The organism is Rhizobium sp. AN5 (assembly GCF_900215255.1).
GTDB classification, from domain to species: domain Bacteria; phylum Pseudomonadota; class Alphaproteobacteria; order Rhizobiales; family Rhizobiaceae; genus Agrobacterium; species Agrobacterium tumefaciens.
This window is the reverse complement of sequence record NZ_OCMJ01000004.1, coordinates 2,052,809-2,071,637: the sequence shown is the minus strand read 5'-3', so window position 1 is coordinate 2,071,637 and position 18,829 is coordinate 2,052,809. Positions and strand designations below refer to the sequence as shown.

Genomic DNA, 18,829 nt, shown 5'->3' with positions numbered 1-18,829 from the left:
CACAATAGTGGCGCGTGCGACATCAAAATCTACGGGGTTTCAACCCCAGAATGCCCGCAAAAATAGCTCAGCCCCAAGCAATAGCAGGCAGATTAGGAACCAGCGCCTGAATGTCGCGGGACTGACGATGCGGCGGATATTCTGGCCAAGCCACATGCCGAGAAGCGCTGGCAGGACGGCGAGTGCGGAAAGCGACATGTGCTCGACGCGGAAGGCATCCTGAGAGGCAAGGCCGGCGGCAAGCGCAACGGTGGAAACGGTGAAGGACAGGCCAAGCGCCTGCACGAGATCGTCGCGGCTGAAGCCAAGCGACTGGATATAGGGCACGGCGGGGACCACGAAAATTCCGGTGCCGCCGGTCAGAAGGCCGGTCGCCAGCCCGACGGCCGGGGAGAGTTTCGGTTCCAGCCTTGCGGGAATGGCGAAGGGCTTTGCAAGAAGGCTGTAGGCTGCGTAAGCCGCGAGGCACAATCCGAGCGCCGAGGTGGTCCAGACGCCGGTGCCTGATGTCATCAGCCGGATGCCGAGAAGCGTGCCGACGGCAATGGCGATCATCATCGGCCATAGTCGCGAGACGACCGCCTTGAAATCGGGTCCGGCCAGCAATTGCCAGATATTAGTGATGAAGGAGGGCAGAATGAGCAGGCCTGCGGCAACGACCGGCGGCATGAAAAGGCCGAGAACGCCCATGGCAATGGTTGGCAGGCCCATGCCGGTGACGCCCTTGACGATGCCCGCGACGATGAATGTCGCGACAATCATGAGCATTGTGGTTGTCTCAAAATCCGGCACGGCGCACTCCAGGGGTCATTCGCATTTCGGCTGACCTGGGCTGTCAGGCAATCATATGAAACGGGCGAGTGCGGCCTGTTTCTTCTCCCCGGCGGGGAGAGAAAAACACGCGACGCCCGCTCGTTTCAATATGTACTGATATAGATGAGGCGACGACCTGATGTTTCGGCCTAAACCGAACTATGCAAGGGCGCTTTTCATCGCCTTGCCGGCCACGTAGGTCTCGACGACGGTGCGATCGTCGCCCATGGTCAGCATCAGGAACAGTTCTTCGGTCAGGCTTTTCACCACTTCCATCTTCAGCGCCATGGCGGGCGTGGAAGAGGCGTTGAGTACCGTGATGTCGGCATCCGTGCCGGCGTCCAGCGTGCCGATGTGGTCGACCATGGAAAGCGCTTCGGCATTGCCGCGCGTCATCAGATACCAGCTTTCCAGCGGGTTCAGGCGTTCGCCCAGCAATTGCTGGATCTTGTAGGCCTCATCCATGGTGCGCAGCATGGAATAGCTCGATCCGCCGCCGATATCGGTCGCGACTGCGATGCGCACCGGCTTTTCGCGCCGTTGCAGCTTTTTCATAGGGAAGAGGCCGGAGCCGATGAAGAGGTTCGATGTGGGGCAATGCACGGCGACTGCACCGGTTTCCGACAGCACGTCCGCCTCACGTTCCGAGAGGTGGATGGCGTGGCCGAGCAGGGTCTTGTTGCCCATCAGGCCGTAACGCACATAGATGTCGGTGTAATCGGTCGCTTCCGGGTAGAGCTCGCAGGTATATTTGATCTCGTCCAGATTTTCGGAAAGATGCGTCTGGATGAAGAGATCGGGAAATTCCTGCGCCAGCGCCTGGGCTGCTTCCATCTGTTTCGGCGTGGAGGTAATGGCGAAGCGAGGCGTGATGGCGACGTGGTTGCGGCCCTTGCCGTGCCAGTCGGCGATGACGGCCCGGGTCTCGCCATAGGAGGTTTCCGGCGTGTCCAGCAAGCCCTGCGGGGCGTTGCGGTCCATCATCACCTTGCCGCCCACCATCAGCATGCCGCGCTTCAGGGCCTCAGTGAAAAACGCATCGGCTGAGGTCTTGTGCACGGAGCAATAGGCGACAGCCGTGGTGGTGCCGTAGCGCAGAAGCTCATCGTAAAAATGTGTGGCGATGCGCTGGGCATGCGCGCTTTCGACGAAACGGCATTCCTCCGGGAAAGTATAGGTATTCAGCCATTCCAGAAGGTTGGCGGCATAGGAGCCGATGACCTGCATCTGCGGGAAATGCAGGTGCATGTCGATGAGGCCGGGCACGATGAGATGGGGGCGGTGGTCCTTCTCCTCAATGTCATCAGGTGCCTGCTTGCGAATATCGGCATAGTCGCCGATGGCGGCGATCTTGCCGTTTTCGATAAGCAGGCCGCCATCCTCAATGTAGAGATAGCTTTGCGTATCGTCGATTGCGAGCGGCGCGCGGCGGAAGCTTAACAGGCGGCCACGCAGCAGAACCATGCTCATTCGGTTTTTTCCTTGGCGTCTTTGCCCGCGGATACGGCGCTTTCATACCATGCGGTCAGCACTTTGCGCTCCTGCGGGGTGATGGCGGTGATGTTGCCGGGAGGCATGGCATGGCTGCGGCCGGCTTGCAAATAGATTTCGCGGGCGTGGGCGGCGATCTGCGCGTCGGTTTCGAGCTTCACCGATTTTGGCGTGAAGGGCACGCCTTCCCACACCGGCTCGGCGGCGTGGCACATGGAACAGCGGCCCTGAACGACATCGCGGGCGCTCGCGAAATGGGCGTCGCTGACGAATTGCTGCTGCATCGGCGAAAGCGTTGCCGCCTTCTGTTCTTCTTCGCCGGTCAGCACCTTCGGCACGGTGGAAAGCCACATGATGACGATGAAGATGAGCGCGGTCAGCAGCCAGGTCCATGTCGGCTTGCCCTTGCGGGCATGGGTGGTGTTGAACCAGTGGCGGATGGTGACGCCCATCAGGAAGACGAGTGCTGCGATGATCCAGTTGAACTCGGTCGCAAAGGCCAGCGGATAGTGGTTCGACAGCATGAAGAAGATGACGGGCAGCGTCAGGTAGTTGTTGTGCAATGAGCGCTGTTTGGCGATGCGGCCATATTTCGGGTCCGGCGTGCGCCCGGCAATCAGGTCGGCAACGACGATCTTCTGGTTTGGAATGATGATGAAGAACACATTCGCCGACATGATAGTGGCGGTAAAAGCGCCGAGATGCAGGAAGGCGGCGCGGCCGGTGAAGACCTGCGTATAGCCCCACGCCATCGCCACCAGCGCGACGTAAAGCACAACCATCAGGCCCCAGGTGTTGTTGCCGAGCGGCGATTTGCAGAGGAAATCGTAAAACAGCCAGCCGACGGCAAGCGATGCCAGCGACAGACAGATGGCCTGGAACTGGGTGAGCGCCAGCACCGAATGGTCGATGAGGAAAAGGTCGGCGCCGCCGTAATAAACGATGCAGAGCATGGCGAAGCCGGACAGCCAGGTGACGTAGCTTTCCCATTTGAACCATGTCAGGTGTTCGGGCATCTGGGCCGGGGCGACCAGATATTTCTGGATGTGGTAAAAGCCGCCGCCATGCACCTGCCATTCCTCGCCATAGGCCCCCGGCGGCAGATGCGGCCGTTTGACCAGCCCAAGATCGAGCGCGATGAAATAGAAGGACGAGCCGATCCAGGCGATGGCGGTGATGACGTGGAGCCAGCGGACGGCAAAGGCCATCCATTCCCACGCAATGGCATATTCGTACATTCGGTTCCCCTGATCCTTGTGCAGCGCACCTTGCGAGAAATTTGACCGTTAGGAAAGGGAAAAGCAAACACCGCACGATGATTGTTCACAATCCCGTACGCTCGTGTCCACAACTTTGGCGCAGGCGCGGCGACGCCCCGCTTCCGGCCCCGCCCAATCGTAAAGGAGCCGTCCTGCCGCTGAGTTTGTGCTTAGCTGGCTAACGCGACTCAGCTATTATCTGTTGAGCAGTCTGCTGATGTGCCAAACTATTGGGCTGCGGGGCCTTGGAGCGACCTGCGTCCGAAAGGACGCTTCGAAGGGCACTCTGACACATTTATGTTGCGCATTGTTCTTTCCGGTTTTCGGTCAGAGGCGCAGGGCTTCAATGACATGTTTTCGCTGGCGGTTCATTCCGAAAGCGGGTGCTGCGAACCCTGGGGGCGGGGGGCAGATCAGGGGCAGGTGTTGCAGTTCCCGGTGCCGTTGCGTCCGGGTATGCGTTGATGCTTGGATTTTGAATGAAGTGACGCAATGACCTTCCGGCAGCCGCCGTTGTTTTCAACGGAGACCGTGCCGATGCGCCTTGTTCTGACAGTTCTTTTCCTGCTGATGGCGTTCAACGCCACGGCGCTTGCGCATGAATCCCACAAGGGGTTCAAATATGAAAGCTACTGCTGCAATGGCGACGCCGAAACCGGCGATTGCCAGATGATCCCTACGCGAAGTGTTCGTGTCACGCAGGATGGTTACGAGGTCTCGCTTGCGCCCGGCGATCATCGTCTGGTGACGCGGCGCCACGTCTTCAGCTGGTCGCAGCGTGAGGCAAGACGATCCGAGGATGGAGAATATCATCTCTGTCTGTTCCCGGACGAGGACACGCCGCGCTGCTTTTATGCGCCTGATATGGGGTATTGAGATGTTTGCGGCCGGTTTTCGTCGATCCGCTTCAGTATCCAGTCGCGAAACAGCCTTATCTTGCGAATGTTTCTGCGGTTTTCAGGGTAGACGAGCCAGTAGTTCTTACCTTCGCTGCTGAGGTGCTCGAAGGGCTGATAAAGGCGGCCGAGGGCAATCTCGTCCGCATAAAGTTCAGGGGTGAGCATGGCTACCCCCTGGCTGGCAATTGCCGCTGCGGCTTCGAAAGCCTGCACGCTGAGGCGGCTGCGCGGATAACGGTCGAGGCCCGGATTTTCGATGCCGACTTCCCGGAACCATTGGCTCCACCAGATGTCACCCGGATCGATGATGCGCAGGCGCAGAAGGTCCTCCGGCTTTTTCAATCCGCCAATGCTTTCGGCAAGGTTCGGATGCAGCATCGGCGTATAAACGCCCCGTAGCAACTGATGATAGATCAGTCCTTTGCCATCGCCGCTGCTCCAGCGAATGGCGACATCGCAGTCGGACTGCTCGAAATCGATCAACGCGGCGGAGGTCTCGAGCCTCACCGCGATCGAGGGATGCTCCAGCTGAAAAGCGCCCAGATGCCGCGAAAGCCAGCGGGATGCGAACGTCGCGGTGGAGTGAATGGTCAAGGTCGTGTCGGAGGTGTCGCGCACATTTTCGACGGCCTCGCGTAGACTGTTGAAGGCTTCCGCCACTTTCGGCGCCAGTTTCTGCCCGGCCTCGGTCAGCGCAACCTGCCGCGCCTTTCTGATGAAGAGCGGCTCGCCGATGTTCTCCTCCAGCAGTTTCACCTGATAGCTGACTGCCGTTTGGGTCATGCCCAATTCCTCACCAGCCTTGGTGAAGCTCAGATGCCTTGCAGCGGCTTCAAACACGCGCAGGGCGTTCAGGGGGAACTGGCGGGACATTTTCATGGATAAGTTCTCTTTATGCCAAGGGCCAAAGGTTTCATTGGTTTTTATCCGGAAAACAGAGCATTTTTCGTGTCATTCATCAACTTAGCTTCTAACACTTTTTGAATGGAGACGAACATGCGCACAGCACTCTTGCGCGCGTGGTCCCGCCTGCGCGCGGGTCTGCGGACCGCGGAACGGTTTTCCCTTGAAAGCCTTCGACCGGACAATCTGGCAGATGAAAGCCTGCCCGACGGGATCAGGCGTGATCTTGGTCTTGAGGATGGACGCGCTGATTTTCGGTGCGACGGGTTTCGTCAGCGGAAAATGCTTGCAGCAACTCGGCTGCCACAAGGGCCGCTATGATTGCCGGGCGCTTGTCCCTGACGCTACTTCCACCGATGGGCAGGATGAGTTTTTGAAGACGGGAAGGGGGCACTCCCTCCCGCTCCAGCCAATGGGCGAAGGTGGCGCGTTTGGTCTTCGAGCCGATCATGCCAACATAAGCGAGATCGTCGCGGGCAAGCGCTTCCTTTGCAATCAGGAAATCGAGTGCGTGATCGTGGGTGACGATGATCGCAGCACCGTTTGCGGGAATTTTCGCGATCAGCGCTTCCGGCATGGGGGTCAGCACGGATACGACGCCGGCTGAAAGATCGCGCAACTCGTTTTCACGGGTTTCCACCACGGTCAGTGTCAAAGGCAGAAGCGACAGAGCATCAGCCAGCGCCTTGCCGACATGGCCTGCCCCGAAAATGAAGACGGCCGGCTGCTGCTCGGTTTCAGCCTTAAGCCTTGCCTCGAGTGCTGCCGCGATGTCCGCCGTTACCAGCCGGAAACGGAGCAGGGTGCGGCCGCCGCAGCATTGGCCGATTTCGGGGCCGAGCGGAATATCCATGCCGTCTTCGGTCGTGCCGTTCTTCAACATGGCGCGGGCATGATCTATCGCCATATATTCGAACTGCCCGCCGCCGATGGTTTCCCACAGCGCCTTCCGGCTTACCAGCATGAAGGTTCCCGCCTCGCGCGGCGATGACCCTTTCACGGCCTCGATTTCCACGAGGATTGCAGGTCCGGAACTGGCGAGGAAGAGGGAGAGGGACGTCATTATGTCTCCCCTCACACCTTCTTCAACCGTTCAACCGCCATCAGCACCCGCTCGGGCGTTGCCGGCGCATCGAGGCGTGGGCAGACCTTGTAGTCGGCGATGGACGCGACGGCCATGGAAAGTGCTTCGAGAACCGAGATCGCCAGCATGAAAGGCGGTTCGCCCACGGCCTTGGAGCGGCCGATGGTGGGCTCGGCGTTTTCCGACCATTCCGCCAGTTGAACGTTGAAAATCTTTGGCCGGTCAGAGGCAAGCGGGATCTTGTAGGTGGAGGGAGCGTGGGTGCGCAGCCGCCCCTTGCCGTCCCACCATAATTCCTCCGTCGTCAGCCAGCCCATGCCCTGCACGAAGGCGCCTTCCACCTGGCCGATATCGATGGCCGGGTTCAGCGACTTGCCGACATCGTGGAGAATATCGGTGCGCTCCATCATGTATTCGCCGGTCAGCGTATCGATCGACACTTCCGAACAGGCCGCGCCATAGGCGAAATAATAAAACGGCGTGCCGCGGCCGGCGGCACGATCCCAATGGATTTTCGGCGTCTTGTAAAAACCGGCGGCTGAAAGCTGCACGCGGGCGAAATAGGCTCGTTTGATGAAATCGTTGAAGGCGATTTCCTCAAGCCCGATGCGCACCCGGTTTGGCAGGAAGACAACCTCTTCTTCCGGCACGTTCCAGTTCTCGGCGGCGAATTTGATGAGCCTTTCACGGATCTGGCGGGCAGCGTCATAGGCCGCCATGCCATTGAGGTCCGTACCGGACGAGGCGGCCGTGGCCGACGTATTGGGCACCTTGCCCGTGGTCGTGGCAGTGATTTTCACCCGGCCAATATCCACCTGGAAGGCATCGGCCACCACCTGCGCCACCTTGGTGTAGAGGCCCTGGCCCATTTCGGTGCCGCCATGGTTCAGATGGATCGAACCGTCATTATAGATATGCACCAGCGCGCCCGCCTGATTGAAGGCGGTCATGGTGAAGGAGATGCCGAATTTTACCGGTGTGAGCGCAATGCCCTTGCGGATGATCGGGCTGGTCTTGTTGAACTCGACAATTGCCTGCCTGCGCGCGCGGTATTCGCTGGAGGCTTCCAGTTCCTCGACGACACGGGCGATGATGTTGTCCTCGACCTCCTGATGATAGGGGGTCGTGGTGCGGCCCGAACCGGTCTCGCCGTAGAAATTGAGCTTGCGGACATCGAGCGGGTCCTTGCCGACGGCATAGGCGATTTCCTCGATGAAACGCTCAGCCCCGAGCATGCCCTGGGGGCCGCCGAAACCGCGGAAGGCGGTGTTGGAGACCGTGTGCGTTTTAAGCGGCCGGGAGGTCAGATGCACATGCGGATAGAAATAGCTGGAATCGGCGTGAAACAGCGCGCGGTCGGTAACGGGGCCGGACAGGTCGGAGGAAAAGCCGCAGCGGGCCGCATAGGTGGCGTCGACGGCGTGGATGCGGCCTTCCTCATCGAAGCCAAGTTCGTAGTCGACGCGGAAATCGTGGCGTTTGCCGGTCGCGGTCATGTCCTCGTCGCGGTCGGGGCGGATTTTCACGGCCCGGTTCAGCTTCTTGGCGGCAATGGCGCAAAGGGCTGCGAACTGGTTGCCCTGGGTTTCCTTGCCGCCGAAACCGCCGCCCATGCGCCGCACCTGCACCGTGACGGCATTGGATGGCACCTGAAGGATGTGGCTGACAATGTGCTGGATTTCGCTCGGATGCTGGGTGGAGCTCCACAGCGTCACCTCATCGTCCTCGCCCGGCACGGCCATGGCGATGTGGCTTTCGAGATAAAAATGCTCCTGCCCGCCGATCCGCATCGTGCCGGTCAGGCGACGGGGCGCTACGTCCATTTCCAGCTTCGCATCGCCACGCTTCAGCGTCATCGGATCGATGACGAGCGCACCGCCATTTTCAATCGCCGTGTCGATATCGGTGAAATGCGGCAGGTCCTTGTAGACGATTTTCGCCTTGCGGGCGGCCTTACGGGCAATATCGCGGCTTTCGGCGAAAACCGCGAAGATCGGCTGGCCGTGAAATTCAACCTTCGTTTCGGCCAACAGCGGCTCATCATGACGCCCGCCGGAGGAGACGTCGTTTTCGCCGGGCACGTCTTTGCCTGTCATCACCCATAACACGCCCGGCGTAGCTTCCACTTCGGAAAGGTCCATCGAGACGATTTCGGCATGGGCCCGGTCGGAAAGGCCAAGCGCGCCGTGAACGAGGCCGGCGGGTTCGGGAATATCGTCGATATATTCGGCGCTGCCCGTCACATGTTTATGGGCGGAATCGTGCCTGAGCGAAGCGTGTACAGGGCCGTCGATTTCGGTCTTGGTCTTATCGAAGCTTGTCGTGTCCATGGTTCAAGCCTCTCCTTCATCAATTGCGGCATATGACAGCGACAATAAACCCTCATTCCTGTGCTTGTCACAGGAATCCAGCCAGCCCAAATCCTCGGGCTGAAAGGGTTGTCTCGCCGCGCAGACGCGCGTCGGCTGGATTCCTGTGACAAGCACAGGAATGAGGGAGGTGGGGAGGTTTGCTCTTTCCATGATCACGCCTCCGCCAGCGAGAAACGCGTGAGTTCCTGCTTTTTGCCCGAAGTCTCAAGCAAGAACCGTGTCAGCAGGTTCTTGGCCGTCAGTTGCCGATATTCGGCGGTGGCGCGCCAGTCGGTCAGCGGGGTGAAATCATCGTCCAGCGCATTGCGCGCCGCATCGATGGTTTCCTGAGACCAGGGCTTGCCGAGAAGTGCTGCCTCAAGATGCGCGGCGCGTTTCGGCGTGCCGGCCATGCCGCCAAAGGCGATGCGGATGTCTTCGACCGTGCCGTCGGCGTCGAGCGTCAGATGGAAGGCGGCGCAGAGAGCAGAGATATCCTCGTCGCGCCGCTTTGAAATCTTGTAGACGGCATAGAGGCTTTCGGGTTTCTGGAACGGAATGAAGAGCTTTTCGACGAATTCGCCGCTCAGCCGGTCCTGCTTGCCATAATCGATGAAGTAGCTTTCCAGCGGCAAGGTGCGGCTGCCGGAAGACGAGCGCAAGGTGAGCGTTGCGCCGAGCGCGATCAGGGCCGGGGGCGTGTCGCCGATGGGCGAACCGTTGGCGATGTTGCCGCCGATGGTTCCCATATTGCGCACCTGCTCGCCGCCAAGACGATCGAACAGCCGGGCAAGCGGCGGGAAATGCTGGGCGATGGTCTTGAACGCCTGACTGTAGGTAACGCCGGCGCCGAGCGTCACGCCGTTCTCATCCACGGCAATACCCTGCAGATCGCCGAGGTTGTTGATGAAGATGACAGGGTTAAGCGCCCGCATCTGCTTTGTCACCCACAGGCCGACATCGGTGGAACCGGCAACGATGGTAGCCTTCGGCTCGGCGGCATAGATATCGGTCAATTCAGCAAGCGTTGCCGGGATGATGGTCCGATCCTCGCCGTGGGTGACCGTAATGGTCTCATTGGCGCGGATCGCCCAGAGCCTTGCCATGATATCGGTGCGGTCGCGTTGCAGCGGGTCGAACAGCGCACTCGGGCGGGCGGCTGCAATCTTTTCGGCAGCCCGCACAATCGGCTCGTAACCCGTGCATCGACAGAGATTGCCTTGCAGCGCCTTTTCAATATCGGCGCGGGACGGGTTTTCGCTGGCAAGCCACAGGCCGTAGAGCGACATGATGAAGCCCGGCGTGCAGAAACCGCATTGGGAACCGTGGAAATCCACCATTGCCTGCTGCACGGGGTGAAGCGTGCCATCGCGGCCGGCCAGATGCTCCACCGTCACGATATGGGTTGCATGCAGCGAGCCCAAAAAGCGGATGCAGGCATTGACGCTTTCATAACGCAGCGAGCCATCGACAAGCCGCCCGACCAGCACCGTGCATGCGCCGCAGTCGCCCTCAGCACAGCCTTCTTTCGTCCCGGTCAGCCGTCTTTGAAGGCGGAGATAATCGAGAAGCGTGTCTGTCGGTCCGAAACCCTTAAGCGAAACGGTTTCGCTGTTGAGGATGAAGCTGATCGCGTCGTTCATGCACTGCCTTGCTTTTTGTCCGGTTGAGCCGGTTCCCAATCTACTATCTATGCACGCCCGCGCGCGCATATCGATTTCCGTTTTGGCAATTCATTGTTTCCAAAACGGAAAGAGATGCCGTCGATTATTGCGCTGTCCAGCCGCCATCAACGGAAATATGTGTGCCGGTAATGTTGCTGGCGGCATCGCTTGCCAGAAACAGCGCCGCTGCCGCCACGTCATCGATGGTGACGAATTGCTTGGTCGCCTGCAATTCCAGCATCACGTCGTTCTTCACCGCCTCTTCGCTGATGCCGCGCACCTTGGCCATTTCCGGTATCTGCTTTTCGACGAGCGGCGTCAGCACATAACCCGGACAGATGGCGTTGACGGTGACGCCCGTCTGCGCAAGCTCGAGCGCGGCCGTCTTCGTCAGGCCCATGATGCCGTGCTTGGCTGCCACATAGGCCGATTTGAACGGCGAGGCGACGAGACCGTGGGCGGAGGCAATGTTGATGATACGGCCTTTGCCAGCCTTCTTCATCAGCGGTATCGCAACGCGCATCGTATGGAAGGAACTGGTCAGATTGATGGCGATGATCCAGTCCCATTTTTCCGTCGGAAACTCCTCGATCGGAGCGATGTGCTGAATGCCGGCATTGTTGACGAGCACATCGACCGAACCAAGCTTTTCATGCGCGGAATTGATGAGATCGGCGATCTCGTCCGGTTTCGTCATATCTGCCGGGTGGTAGAGCACACGCCCGCCACTTTCGGCTTCCAGCAAAAGGCGGAGTTTTTCAATTTCGTCTTCGTCGCCGAAGCCATTCAGCACGATATTTGCGCCCTCCCTCGCAAATCTCTGTGCGATGCCAAGGCCGATGCCACTTGTGGAGCCTGTCACGATAACTGTCCGATGCATGCTTTCCCCTTTTTGCATTACTTCGCACATATTTAAGCAGGTTATGCCCAAAGGGGGCGGGCTGGCAATCGCGATTTCGGGCGCGATTTCGGGGGAGGCCGGCATGGGGCATAATGCGCCGGCGCCCATCCACTTTTTCGAAGCTAAGCATCCAGATTTTGCGCCAGATTTTGCATTTGTCTGAAGGGCCGTCCGTGCCTATCTCTCAGACAATCAAACAGAGGTATCGTCTATGGAACTCGGTCTTTACACTTTTGCGGATGTCAATCCCAACCCCGCCGATGGCCGTGGGCCGGAAGGTGCGCGCCGGCTGCGGGAACTGCTTGAGGAAATCGAGCTTGCCGATCAGGTCGGACTGGATGTGTTTGGGCTGGGTGAACATCACCGCCCGGACTATGTCGCGTCCTCACCCTCCACCGTGCTTGCGGCGGCGGCGGTGAAGACGAAGAATATCCGCCTGACGAGCGCTGTCTCGGTTCTGAGTTCGGATGATCCGGTCCGGGTCTTCCAGCAATTCTCCACCGTCGATCTCCTGTCGAACGGCCGTGCCGAAATCATGGCCGGGCGCGGTTCCTTCATCGAATCCTACCCGCTGTTCGGTTACGATCTCGAAGACTATGACGTGCTGTTTGCGGAAAAGCTCGATCTGCTGCTGGCGCTCAGAGAAAATGAGATCGTCACCTGGTCCGGCACCAAACATCCGGCCATCAATGGCCGCGGTGTCTATCCGCGCCCCTTGCAGGAGCGCCTGCCGGTCTGGATCGCCGTTGGCGGCACGCCGCAATCGGTGGCGCGGGCAGGGGCCATGGGGCTGCCGGTGGCGCTCGCCATCATCGGCGGCGAATATCGCCGCTTCGCACCGCTGTTCGATCTCTATCACGAAGCGGCACGCCGCGCGGGGCAGGAAAAGACCAAGCTGCGCACCAGCATCAACGTGCACGGCTTCATTGCCGACACCACCGATAAGGCGGCGGACCAGTTTTACGGACCGCAGGCTGAGGTAATGAACCGCATCGGGCGCGAGCGCGGCTGGGGTCCGACGAACCGCGCGCATTTCGATGCGGCGCGTGGGCCGGAGGGCAACCTCTTCCTTGGCGAACCGGAGCTGGTGGCGGAAAAGATCATCAAGGCGCACGGCGTTTTCAAGAACGACCGTTTCCTGTTGCAGATGGCAATCGGCCTGATGCCGCATGACCAGATCATGCGCGGCATCGAGCTTTATGGTACGAAAGTCGCGCCTGTTGTCAGAAAAGAATTGACGGGGAGTGCCGATCCGGTGAAAGCCACGGCCTGATTATTACCAAGGCGGGCGTCTTCAGACCCGCCATTTAGAACGACGGACAGAAACATGGTCATCTCCACCGACGAAGAACTGGTTTTGCTGAAGGATATCGGCCGCATCTGCGCCGTGGCCATGCAGACCATGGCGGATGCGCTGGAACCCGGTATCACCACGGCCGAACTGGATGCGATCGGCCGCAAGGTGCTGGAGGATAACGACGCGCAATCGGCGCCGGAGTTCTGCTACCAGTTTCCCGGCGCGACCTGCATCAGCGTCAACGAAGAGGTTGCGCATGGCATTCCCGGCCCGCGCATCATCAAGGCGGGCGATCTCGTCAATATCGATGTCTCGGCGGTGAAGAGCGGTTTTTTCGGCGATACGGGTTCGTCTTTCGCCGTGCCGCCGGTGAAAAAGGAGATCGAGCGGTTGTGCCGCGATGGCAAGCGCGCCATGTGGACTGGCTTGCAGCAGGTGAAAACCGGCCGGCCCTTTGCCGATATCGGCAATGCCATCGGCTCCTTTGCAAAAAAGAACCGTTACACGCTGATCACCAATCTGGCGAGCCACGGCATCGGCCGCTCCCTGCATGAGGAGCCGAAGGAACTGGCGACCTGGCCGGACAAGGGTGAGCGGCGCATCATGCAGGAGGGCATGGTCTTCACCGTTGAGCCCTTCCTGTCGACGGGTGCCTACTGGGCCGAAGATGGCGACGACGATCCGTGGACGCTCTATAGCGATCCGAGCGCGCCGACCGTGCAGTATGAACATACCGTGGTTGCTACGAAGAACGGCCCGCTGGTGCTGACGCTGGTTGAGTGAGGGGATGAACAGGCGACGGGATCTCGCATCTCGTACCGATAAAGACGGCTTATGCTGCCGATCAAAATAACTCGCTTGTTCCGTGGCAGTGCGGTTGCGATAAGCCGTACATGAGCATCGACAAGCCACTTTCCCCCAAACATCTGACTGCACTCGGTTTCGCCGGCGCCTTGATGATGGCGTCCGCCATGGGCTTCGGCCGCTTTTCCTTCACCCCCATTCTTCCCGGCATGATGGCGGATGTTCCGCTATCGGCGGGGGATGCGGGGATTGTCGCGGCTGGAAATTTCGCCGGTTATCTCGCGGGGGCGGTTCTCGCCGCCTATTCATGGGGCTCGGGGCGGGAGCGGCTGGTCGCCCTTTGCGGCTTGTTTTCCACGGGCGCGTTGCTGCTTGCCATGGCCGCTTTCAACTCCGTTGCGGCCTTCACTCTGATCCGGTTTTTCGCCGGTGTTGCCAGTGCGATGACCATGATCTTCACGTCGCAGATCGTCATCGGCCACGCCATGAAAGCCGGCAAGGACCATATTCAGGCGCTGCATTATGGCGGCGTCGGTGCCGGCATCGCGATTTCCTCGCTTGTGGTCTATCTCATCGGCGTCGTTTTTGATGGCGGCGGCGCCTCCTGGCGAGAGGAGTGGATTGCCGGTGCCGTCTTTTCCTTCGCTACGTTTCTTCTCGTCTGGCGGGTGCTGCCCGCCGGGCCACCCCGGCATGCGTCTGCGCTGGCGGAGCCGCCGCTCAAATGGACGAAGCCGCTCTTTCTGACGACGCTTGCCTATGGGCTGTTCGGCTTCGGTTACGTCATCACCGCCACCTTCATTGTTGCGATTGCCCGCATGGCTGCTGCCGGCGCTTTCGTGGAGTTTCTGGCCTGGTTCGTGACGGGATGTGCCGCCGCCATTTCGCTTTTCCTCTGGAAGCCGGTCTTGAAATCGCAGGGGCTGAAGCGCGCTTTCGTGATCGTTCTTGCTGTGGAAGCCGTCGGCGTCTTCGCTTCCGTCATGCTGCCACCCGTTCCGGGCGTGCTTGCCGGCGGTCTGCTTCTGGGGCTGACTTTCATGGTCATCACCGCCTATGGCCTTCAGCTCGGCCGGGAATTCGCAGGCCCAAGTCCACGCCGCGCCTTTGCCCTGATGACGGCAGCCTTCGGTACTGGACAGATCGTCGGACCACTCGCCGCCGGCTGGATTGCCGAGGTGACGGGAAGTTTCACCGCACCGAGTATTCTCGCCTCTGCCGTGCTTGTCGCCAGCATTCTCCTGATGCTGCCGGTTCTCGCCACGGAGCGGCGATAACCGCGCCTACAAGGCCGGGCCACTGCTGATCCCCAACCGTTTTGTCAGTCAATCCAGCATGTTGCGCGTTACATCTTGTTAAGGTCGGCGCTTCTTCATTGCTGTGCACAAATTTCTGCCCTAGGTTCGGGATAACAAATGCTTCGCCAATAGTGGCCGACTTCAAACGCGCGTGAGTTCAACAACGTGTTTCATTCCTTCTTTCCCAAGCCGAAATTGTTCTTCACCTCTGCCTTTGTGTGGACCATGGCCATGATTGGGCTGTGGTATGCAGGCGCACGCAACTGGGGTGCGGCAATCGGCTTGCCGCCGCTGCCAGAGGGACAGGCGCCCGCGACCGGCGTTTCGGTTTTCTGGTCCACCCCGTTCCTGTGGTTTTACGTTTATTATGCTGCGGCAGTTCTAGTGTTTGCCGGATTCTGGTTCTGGTACAGGCCACACCGCTGGCAGAACTGGTCCATTCTCGGTTCCGCACTCATCGTTTTCGCGACTTATTTTTCGGTGCAGGTTAGTGTCGCACTCAATGCGTGGTATGGGCCTTATTACGATCTTATCCAGCAGGCGCTGGCAAAGACCGCGCCGGTAACGGCCGAGCAACTTTATATGGGCCTCGTCGGCGTCAGCGGCATTCTGTTTTTTGCGATTACGGTCGGTGTGCTGAACCTGTTCTTCGTAAGCCACTATATCTTTCGCTGGCGCACGGCGATGAACGAATTCTACATGGCAAACTGGGACCGCCTGCGCCATATCGAAGGTGCTTCCCAGCGCGTTCAGGAAGATACGATGCGGTTTTCCTCGACAGTTGAGGGGCTCGGCGTCGGTCTGGTGCGCGCGATCATGACCCTCATCGCTTTCTTGCCGGTTCTGTTTACCTTCTCGGAGACGATCAACGAATTGCCGATCATCGGTCAGGTGCCGCACGCACTGGTCTGGGCAGCTATTTTGTGGTCGCTGTTCGGCACCGGCTTTCTTGCTCTTGTGGGTATAAAGCTGCCGGGTCTCGAATTCCGCAACCAGCGGGTCGAGGCGGCTTATCGAAAAGAACTCGTCTACGGTGAAGACGACGGAAATCGTGCGCAACCGGCAACTGTGGCCGAGCTATTTGCAAATGTTCGAAAGAACTACTTCCGTCTGTATTTCCACTATATGTATTTCAACGTAGCGCGGATTTTCTATCTTCAGGCCGACAACATCTATAGTCTCATCGTCCTCATTCCTTCCATTGCTGCAGGTAAGGTGACGCTTGGCGTTTTCACGCAGATCGGCAACGTCTTCGATCAGGTCCGCGGTTCGTTTCAGTATCTCATCAACTCATGGACGACGATTGTAGAGCTAATGTCGATCTACAAACGTCTCCGCGCCTTCGAAGCTGCAATTGACGACAAGCCACTGCCTGAAATCGACCAGCGCTATCTTCAGCGGGAAGCGGAAGCCGGAGAGCTGGCGGCCAACAAGCCCTGACGGAAAACAAAAAAGGGCGGCCGATTGGCCGCCCTTTTGCATTACATCCGGGGACCTTAGCCCTCGGTCTTCTGCTTCCTGCGCGCCTTGATGATCGGCATGGCCTCGGCGTAACTCACGCAGGCGACATCGTCCCTGCGGCAGACTTCGCGCAGCAGCCGCTCATAGGCGTTCCAATAGGCGCCGCCATTCATCTTCACGAAATGGAAGCCCATCTGCAGAGGGATGCGTTCGCCATTATACTGCTTGTCGAAAGCGGTGCGGAACGCGGCATAGGCGCGGTCCTCGAATTCCTGCGCGCGGTCCGGCGTCTCGATGCCGATGGAGTGGCGGATGAAGAGGTTGTAGTCCATGGCGATGATCGGGCGATTGCCGGGACCTTCCGGAACCAGCGGCAGGCCAAAATGTTCGATGCCGTCGCGCTCCACCGGCCATTCCGGTCCCTTGGTGATGCTGGTGGCGTCATAAACGAAGCCGTGTTTCTTCTGGGCTGCGGTCAGCGCCGGCCCCTGCGAAAGATAGGGCGCGCGGAAACCGTTGATGTTTTTCACCATGTCGCGCCAGCCTTCGGGTTCCTCACCCTTCTTGCCAATCATCTGCCAGGCATTTTCCAGCGTGCTGGTGAAGGTGGTGAACTCGCCGTCCCATTGCTCGGCGGTCCATTGGCCGCCATCGAAATGCCCGCAGGTGTGATTGCCGATCTCGTGGCCTTCGCGATAGGCCGACCAGATGTTGCGCAGCCGCGTCTCCACCTCTTCCGGCGACTGGCCAAAGCCGACGTTGGAGCGGCCGGCCTTCTGGCCGGGGCCCTGATAGGTCTTGGCGCTGGTCTTGCGGTCCATCACCAGCGTGCAGGCGAGGAAATAGGTAAAATGCGCGCCGACCTCCTTCGCCGTCGCACGACTTCTTTCCCACAGCGAATTGTCGCCCGCACCGTCGAAAGAAACGATGACGAGCTGCTTCGGCTTCTCCGCATTTTCGGCAAAAGCGGGAAGGGCAAGGCAGAGCGACAGGGAAAAAGCAGTCAATGGGCGAAACATCAGGCATCCGTCATATGAAACACCGCTGCCTTTTGCGGGTGGAATAAGGCGAAGCTTTGAATAAACTGGCTTTTTTACGTCTTTCAGCCTAATTCCTTTTCTGCGTCGCGGTAATGAGGCCGCATTCCGTTCCACCGGGGGACCGTGTTCCATGCTTTTTCTCGTACTCTGTCTTGCCTTGTTTTTCCTGACGCATCTTTTGAAGGTGTTTGCACCGCAATTTCGCGCGCAGATGATCGCGAAGATGGGAGAAGGACCGTTCAAGGGCGTCTATTCTGTCGCAAGCCTCATAACGCTCGGTCTCGTCATCTATGCGTTCGGCGAGGCGCGACAGGAAACCGGCGTTCTGTGGAACCCGCCGGTCTGGACGAGCCACCTCGCCGTGACCCTGATGCTGCCCGCGATGATCTGTCTTATCGCCAGCCTCATCCCGGCTGGCAACATCGCAACCAGAACCAAACATCCGCTCATTCTGGCGGTCAAGATCTGGGCGCTCGCCCATCTTCTGGCGAATGGAGAGACCTCTTCGATCCTTCTCTTTGCATCATTCCTCGCCTGGGGTGTGGTGATGCGGATTTCGCTGAAGCGCCGGGAAAGAGCGGGTGAAAAAGTGGTCCGTCCCTTCGTCTCGGGCCGTTACGATCTGGTGGCCATCGTCGGCGGCATCGTTCTCTGGGGCGCTTTCATCCTGAAACTGCACGAATGGTTGATCGGCGTTCAGCCCATCGCCATGTAGGAAATCAACGTTTCCCCCTTACATATCAGGCAAAATAGGCTAGAAGGCCGACCATGACCCGTCGGCCGGACTTTTGCTGACCCGGGTAAGCGGCTTGGTATGTCCGCGAACGGATGGATCGGCGACGATCTCCGCGCGGGTAACGGAGAATTTGATGGCAAACGAAAATGATACCTTTATCCGCGAAGTGAACGAGCAGATCCGTTCCGAGCAGCTTTCCCGTTTCTGGGGCCGCTACGGTATCGTGGTCGTTGGCGCCGCCGTTCTCGTGGTTGTGGGCGCCGCCGGTGCGGGCATCTATGAATACTGGAACACCAGCCGCGCTTCCAATTCCGGCGACCAGTTCATTGCGGCGCTGAAGCTTGCTTCCGACAACAAGACGGACGAAGCGCTGAAGGCCTTTGCCGATCTTGAAACCTCCGGTCATGGCAATTATCCGGTGCTGGCGAAGTTCCGTTCTGCGACGCTGCTTTCGCAGAAGGGCGATGCGGCCGGCGCCATCGCTGCCTTCACCGCGATCGGCAACGACACGTCTGCCCCGCAGGTCTTCCGCGATACGGCGAAGGTACGCGCGGCGTGGCTGCTGGTTGACAACGGTACGTATGATCAGGTCGTTGCACTTGCGGAGCCGTTGAGCGGCGAAGCCCAGACCATGCGTGCATCGGCTCGCGAAGCCCTTGGTCTTGCCGCCTACAAGGCTGGCGATTTCACCAAGGCCAAACAATGGTTCGAGCAGATCGTCAGCGACGCGCAGGCGCCACGCAATGTGACGAACCGCGCGCAGATCATGCTCGACAATATCACTGCTTCGGGCAAAGCTGTCTAACACGGCTTTCCCACCTCCAAGGA

16 protein-coding genes are annotated in these 18,829 nt (G+C 59.3%); 7 read left to right on the top strand and 9 right to left on the bottom strand.

Annotated elements, in window-relative coordinates:
* Window positions 1-39: 39 nt before the first annotated feature.
* The 3 genes from CRP02_RS22825 to puuD form a co-directional block, all read right to left on the bottom strand.
* A complete protein-coding gene (locus CRP02_RS22825; RefSeq protein ID WP_097172892.1) occupies window positions 40-762 on the bottom strand; it encodes a sulfite exporter TauE/SafE family protein in 723 nt (240 codons plus the stop codon).
* A 210-nt stretch (window positions 763-972) separates the two neighbouring features.
* Window positions 973-2,283 carry a guanine deaminase gene (guaD, locus tag CRP02_RS22820; protein WP_097172372.1) on the bottom strand — a complete coding sequence of 437 codons (1,311 nt, stop codon included), beginning with the start codon at window positions 2,281-2,283 and terminating at the stop codon, window positions 973-975.
* Window positions 2,280-3,542: a urate hydroxylase PuuD gene (gene puuD, locus CRP02_RS22815; RefSeq protein WP_025594222.1), complete on the bottom strand. Its 1,263-nt coding sequence runs from the start codon at window positions 3,540-3,542 to the stop codon at window positions 2,280-2,282. The genes guaD and puuD overlap by 4 nt, the downstream gene beginning before the upstream one ends.
* A gap of 558 nt (window positions 3,543-4,100) precedes the next feature.
* Between puuD and CRP02_RS22810 the strand changes: the two genes are divergently transcribed.
* The gene (locus tag CRP02_RS22810; RefSeq protein ID WP_003513656.1) at window positions 4,101-4,439 is read left to right on the top strand and encodes a hypothetical protein; all 339 of its coding nucleotides are present in this window, start codon (window positions 4,101-4,103) and stop codon (window positions 4,437-4,439) included.
* Here the strand turns inward: CRP02_RS22810 and CRP02_RS22805 are convergent.
* From CRP02_RS22805 to CRP02_RS22780, 5 genes are all read right to left on the bottom strand, one after another.
* Complete coding sequence (locus CRP02_RS22805) at window positions 4,415-5,341, bottom strand: LysR substrate-binding domain-containing protein (protein ID WP_097172371.1); 927 nt, start codon at window positions 5,339-5,341, stop codon at window positions 4,415-4,417. The genes CRP02_RS22810 and CRP02_RS22805 overlap by 25 nt on opposite strands.
* Before the next feature lie 238 nt (window positions 5,342-5,579).
* The gene (xdhC, locus tag CRP02_RS22800) at window positions 5,580-6,428 is read right to left on the bottom strand and encodes a xanthine dehydrogenase accessory protein XdhC (protein ID WP_097172370.1); all 849 of its coding nucleotides are present in this window, start codon (window positions 6,426-6,428) and stop codon (window positions 5,580-5,582) included.
* Between the two features lie 11 nt (window positions 6,429-6,439).
* Window positions 6,440-8,779, bottom strand: a complete 2,340-nt coding sequence (gene xdhB, locus CRP02_RS22795) for a xanthine dehydrogenase molybdopterin binding subunit (protein WP_025594218.1) — start codon at window positions 8,777-8,779, stop codon at window positions 6,440-6,442.
* Window positions 8,780-8,973: 194 nt separating this feature from the next.
* The gene (xdhA, locus tag CRP02_RS22785) at window positions 8,974-10,443 is read right to left on the bottom strand and encodes a xanthine dehydrogenase small subunit (RefSeq protein ID WP_097172368.1); all 1,470 of its coding nucleotides are present in this window, start codon (window positions 10,441-10,443) and stop codon (window positions 8,974-8,976) included.
* A 124-nt stretch (window positions 10,444-10,567) separates the two neighbouring features.
* Window positions 10,568-11,344 carry a 3-hydroxybutyrate dehydrogenase gene (locus CRP02_RS22780; RefSeq protein WP_025594214.1) on the bottom strand — a complete coding sequence of 259 codons (777 nt, stop codon included), beginning with the start codon at window positions 11,342-11,344 and terminating at the stop codon, window positions 10,568-10,570.
* A gap of 232 nt (window positions 11,345-11,576) precedes the next feature.
* Between CRP02_RS22780 and CRP02_RS22770 the strand changes: the two genes are divergently transcribed.
* The 4 genes from CRP02_RS22770 (at window position 11,577) to sbmA (ending at window position 16,204) form a co-directional block, all read left to right on the top strand.
* Window positions 11,577-12,638: an LLM class flavin-dependent oxidoreductase gene (locus CRP02_RS22770; RefSeq protein ID WP_097172367.1), complete on the top strand. Its 1,062-nt coding sequence runs from the start codon at window positions 11,577-11,579 to the stop codon at window positions 12,636-12,638.
* 54 nt (window positions 12,639-12,692) lie between these two features.
* Window positions 12,693-13,445 (top strand): type I methionyl aminopeptidase, encoded by a 753-nt coding sequence (gene map, locus CRP02_RS22765; RefSeq protein ID WP_003513640.1) that lies wholly within the window; start codon window positions 12,693-12,695, stop codon window positions 13,443-13,445.
* Window positions 13,446-13,555: 110 nt separating this feature from the next.
* A complete protein-coding gene (locus CRP02_RS22760; RefSeq protein ID WP_097172366.1) occupies window positions 13,556-14,743 on the top strand; it encodes an MFS transporter in 1,188 nt (395 codons plus the stop codon).
* Between the two features lie 186 nt (window positions 14,744-14,929).
* Window positions 14,930-16,204 (top strand): peptide antibiotic transporter SbmA, encoded by a 1,275-nt coding sequence (gene sbmA / locus CRP02_RS22755; protein WP_097100707.1) that lies wholly within the window; start codon window positions 14,930-14,932, stop codon window positions 16,202-16,204.
* A 56-nt stretch (window positions 16,205-16,260) separates the two neighbouring features.
* Here sbmA and CRP02_RS22750 read toward each other — a convergent pair whose 3' ends face one another.
* Window positions 16,261-17,244: a polysaccharide deacetylase family protein gene (locus CRP02_RS22750; RefSeq protein WP_065659128.1), complete on the bottom strand. Its 984-nt coding sequence runs from the start codon at window positions 17,242-17,244 to the stop codon at window positions 16,261-16,263.
* A gap of 151 nt (window positions 17,245-17,395) precedes the next feature.
* Here CRP02_RS22750 and CRP02_RS22745 point away from each other — a divergent pair, with 151 nt between their 5' ends.
* Window positions 17,396-17,980, top strand: a complete 585-nt coding sequence (locus tag CRP02_RS22745) for an NnrU family protein (RefSeq protein WP_097172365.1) — start codon at window positions 17,396-17,398, stop codon at window positions 17,978-17,980.
* Window positions 17,981-18,134: 154 nt separating this feature from the next.
* The gene (locus CRP02_RS22740; RefSeq protein WP_097172364.1) at window positions 18,135-18,806 is read left to right on the top strand and encodes a tetratricopeptide repeat protein; all 672 of its coding nucleotides are present in this window, start codon (window positions 18,135-18,137) and stop codon (window positions 18,804-18,806) included.
* Window positions 18,807-18,829: the final 23 nt, after the last annotated feature.